Origin of the sequence: Geminocystis sp. CENA526, from assembly GCF_050753365.1 — a bacterium.
In the GTDB taxonomy this organism is placed as follows: Bacteria; Cyanobacteriota; Cyanobacteriia; order Cyanobacteriales; family Cyanobacteriaceae; genus Geminocystis.
This window is the reverse complement of sequence record NZ_JBLZFY010000190.1, coordinates 1-3,760: the sequence shown is the minus strand read 5'-3', so window position 1 is coordinate 3,760 and position 3,760 is coordinate 1. Positions and strand designations below refer to the sequence as shown.

Below are 3,760 nucleotides of genomic sequence, written 5' to 3'. Positions count from 1 at the left end.
ACCTGATACCTGACACCTTTTTTTAGACATAATTTATCATACTCAAAGTAAGAGAGGCAAAAATATTTTAAATGATGCTAATTTAACGGTAGAAGAATTTATTGATTTGTTATAAATAGTTCCTTCAGCGTAGCTGTGCCTTCGGCATCGCATCTTCCCCGTCGCTTGAATTGAGACACGAAACCCAACAAAATCATGATTATCGGAATTTGATATTTTTCGTTGATCAAAATCTACCTTCCCAGCAAAATCTACCACAGAAGGATATTCAAAAAATAAGAATCGTTAACCTAATCCTAATACCTAACCTTAATTAGGGGTTGCTGAATAAATCTGAAGACTAGAAAAATCAAGGCTTTAAGGACATTAAATTAATAAAAAAGTTCTCAGTTTTAGGAATTTTTCCTCAAAAAACAGGGTAGTATTATACAATTACAGACTCTGATTCTAAGAATCAAAACCATTAAAACCTTTGCCCATTGCCCTTTGCCATACCCCTCCTCAGACTTTTTCAGCACCCTCTAATAATTAATAAACACCAGCATTATAGCGTTCGTCTCCTTCGTTGAAAACTTCAGCAGGAGGAGTAGCAGTAAAATTATCTAAGTTAGCTTGTAATCTCTCTTTTTGAGCGTCACTTAATCCGGGTATATTTAAAACATCTTCCACTTGCTCATAAGGAGCATTTTGGATGATGAGACTAGCTAATTTAGGATAAAATCCTCTTAAATCACGAAAATCACGAATGTCACTGTTATTAACGTCAATTTTTTGACCAAATTCAGTACTCAATAAGTCATCAGCTACATTACGGCGAGTATTTTCTGTTGCTACGATCGAAGGAGTAGCTTGTAAAATAGTATTAAAATCTAATGCTTGAGCAGGTTGTGAAAATACGATCGAGGATAGGAATAAAATTAAACTAAATACGGTAACAATACGTTGCCATAATTTCATGAAAACGAAACCTCCAAAAAAATTAAGATAACTTAAATAATGTTTTTATATGTAAAACCAACAGACACAATATCATTGGGTTAGTTAACGCTTTTACAGTGCTTTTCTATCCACAACGCTTATTGCTATTCGATTTTATCAGTCAACTTGACTTTTTCATGCACAGGTAACGTAAAGATTTGTAAAGAATAAGAGATCAGACAAGGAATATAATTTAGTGATGAAGGTAATACGGGGAAGACTAGGAGACAGGGGAGATTTGTTAATTTATTTCTAACAAAATAATATGCAACTTAGATGCGTCTTGGCTTAATTAATAATCCACCACCAACAAAAGTTCGATCGAACCTTTAGGGATAAAATTCCTGCCAAACGGCATCAATCAATTTACCTTGTAAATTTAACATTTTATCGGTTAAACGTACTATTTCTATATTCGGGACAGCTTTATCTCGATCGTGAGCTATCCTTCTGACTGCTTCTTGATAGTCTCCTAGTATAACCGAATAAACTGCGATGGCCATTCCTGCCGATCGACTAACCCCTTGATGACAATGGATTAAGATGGTTAAATTATCTTCAGCGTTGTCGTAATGGGTAGAAACGAAATCAATTACCTCCGCTACAGTGTCTGTAGTGACGATTTCTTGTCCTAATTGATAATTTTCAGCCCAAACATCATCAAATTCTAACCTTAGCACCGAATGACGATTTTCTTCTTCTTTTTCGGAGATAGACTGAGGCGCAAAAATTGTATAACCCGGATTCATGATCGAAACCACAATATCCACATCATCAATATATTCGTCAACTTCGGGAACTCCACAAACAATAATATCTAAATCTAACATAAAGATTGCTCCACAAAAAATTAAAGATTAATAATGTGAAATCGATCGAACCTATATTCCCTGCTTTCAAAGGGTGGTTAGGGGGGATTATTTAGCCATTGTTACCTAACAAAATTTCTAGGGGATAGTTATAACTTATATAGCGTTTATCAAAATAGTAAGGTACACCTATTTCTTAATAATAATGGGTTTTAGTCTGTTCTATAGACATCTCCAAAAATTATTTTTAATTGGTTCGTAGTAAGGGCTTCAGTCCTTAAAATCTTAATTAATGGAGAAGTCTTATGTACCTCATAAATATAAGAATTGCTATATATTTTCTCTAGGATTTTTTTATTATTTTTCGTTTCTTTATCTTCTAACAAACTAAAATATGAATCATATTCCAGATCATATATGATAATAAATAAATCATTAAAACGCCGCTTAACTATATCAACATAACTATATTTTCCTTCAAACCATTTATCTTTTAATTTTTGGAAAAATTCTGATTCTAAGGATAAAGCCTTTTCAAAACAGTCTCTATACATTTTTACTCTATATTCTCTCAAAAGACAATCAAATTGATGAAAAAGAACTTCATTTTTATACAGAGATTTAATTTCTAACACTTTTGGCCCCCAGTATTCTTGCGTCTCTTTTTTTGTTACATATAGAGCAAAAACATAGTCAAATAGAAACATAGTGATTAGGTGTAATTTCTTCAGCATCTCTAATTCTTGTTTTTTTCTTAATTCTTTTGATTCTTCTCGTAGTTTTGCGTATATTTGCTCTTTTCTATTCATGTTAAAATTTAGCCTAATTAAGTATATTTTAATAATTACACAAAAAAACAAATGGATTGAATTATCCCCCTAACCCTGCTTTGAAAGGGGGAACAAGAAATAATGCTCTTTGAAAGGAGAGAACATTATCTACAATTTACGGTAGGATTTTAATTGAAACAACTGGGAAATTCAACGGTTTCGACACGGGAAAGGTCAAGGCGGGTATCTTTCATTAATTCATATTTCATTATTTCTTCTTCTAGGTTAGATAGTAAATCCAATAATGTGGTTAACTGCTCTCCTTTTTGTTCCATTAAAACTCGGTTATGTTTATCGTTAGATTCTAATAAGGTTAATTCGCTGTAAACGTATTCTTGATATTGTTTTAATTGGGGGATAATATCCATAGTTTTAGTTCTGTTTAATTTACAGTTACAAAAAAAGATTATTACTTAAGCTAAGAAACGGGGCTTTCCCAATGATTATTCTTCCTCCATCGACTCATAGTAACATTTGATACTTTCATCTTCTGTATCCATGATTTCTAGTTTGAATTTACTATTAGCGGGGATTTCTACCATTCTATTATGAATTACTGCACCTCCGATATAGTGTTTTTTTCAATTTGTTCCCCCCAAGAGTCAACTTCCCCTCCTATATAAAGTTCGGTAACGGAGATTCCTTCGATAAATTGTTGTTCGGCAAAATCTATTTCTTGTAAATCGATGATTTCACCTGTTTCTTCAATCTTACATACACCAGACAAAGCAAATCCGTAAGCTGTGCGATCGTACATAGAGTAATCTTTAGTAGTGGGTTGAATCTATATTCCCATCCTTTTTTAAGGTAGGGTTCTTTAATTCCTTAACGTTTTAACAATTATTAAGATAAATGAGACTAGGAAAGAGTTTTTCTGAGGTGGGTTAGCCCAAACTTTCAAGCCATGTATTAAATTGTCAAGGTGCGTTTTCGTGTCAGGGAGCTTATACCGTCAAGGTTTTAACCTTTTAAGTTGACACAAAAGTTATCATAACACAAAATCTTCACTTTGTGCAAGGGAAAATATCTCTTAAACAGGGCAAACGCATACTCAGGAAGATAAAATCTTCAGTAGATACTTCTCATCCCATCCCGCTCTTAATCGTTGTGCTTTTTTACCTCGTTTATACTCTGTTTCTCTAT

At 33.1% G+C, this 3,760-nt stretch carries 5 protein-coding genes; all 5 read right to left on the bottom strand.

The window, feature by feature from the left end; all coding sequences use genetic code 11:
- Nucleotides 1-528: 528 nt before the first annotated feature.
- The 5 genes from psbU to ACN4EE_RS22250 all read right to left on the bottom strand — a co-directional run bounded on the left by psbU (nucleotide 529) and on the right by ACN4EE_RS22250 (nucleotide 3,374).
- The gene (gene psbU / locus ACN4EE_RS22270; RefSeq protein WP_431708712.1) at nucleotides 529-957 is read right to left on the bottom strand and encodes a photosystem II complex extrinsic protein PsbU; all 429 of its coding nucleotides are present in this window, start codon (nucleotides 955-957) and stop codon (nucleotides 529-531) included.
- A 350-nt stretch (nucleotides 958-1,307) separates the two neighbouring features.
- Nucleotides 1,308-1,808 (bottom strand): hypothetical protein, encoded by a 501-nt coding sequence (locus ACN4EE_RS22265; RefSeq protein WP_431708711.1) that lies wholly within the window; start codon nucleotides 1,806-1,808, stop codon nucleotides 1,308-1,310.
- 191 nt (nucleotides 1,809-1,999) lie between these two features.
- Entirely contained in the window at nucleotides 2,000-2,596 is a 597-nt protein-coding gene (locus tag ACN4EE_RS22260) for a hypothetical protein (protein ID WP_431708710.1), read from the bottom strand.
- Nucleotides 2,597-2,745: 149 nt separating this feature from the next.
- A complete protein-coding gene (locus ACN4EE_RS22255; RefSeq protein WP_431708709.1) occupies nucleotides 2,746-2,985 on the bottom strand; it encodes a hypothetical protein in 240 nt (79 codons plus the stop codon).
- Between the two features lie 185 nt (nucleotides 2,986-3,170).
- On the bottom strand, nucleotides 3,171-3,374 hold the full coding sequence (locus ACN4EE_RS22250; protein WP_431708708.1) for a hypothetical protein: 204 nt from the start codon (nucleotides 3,372-3,374) through the stop codon (nucleotides 3,171-3,173).
- Between the last annotated feature and the right edge of the window lie 386 nt (nucleotides 3,375-3,760).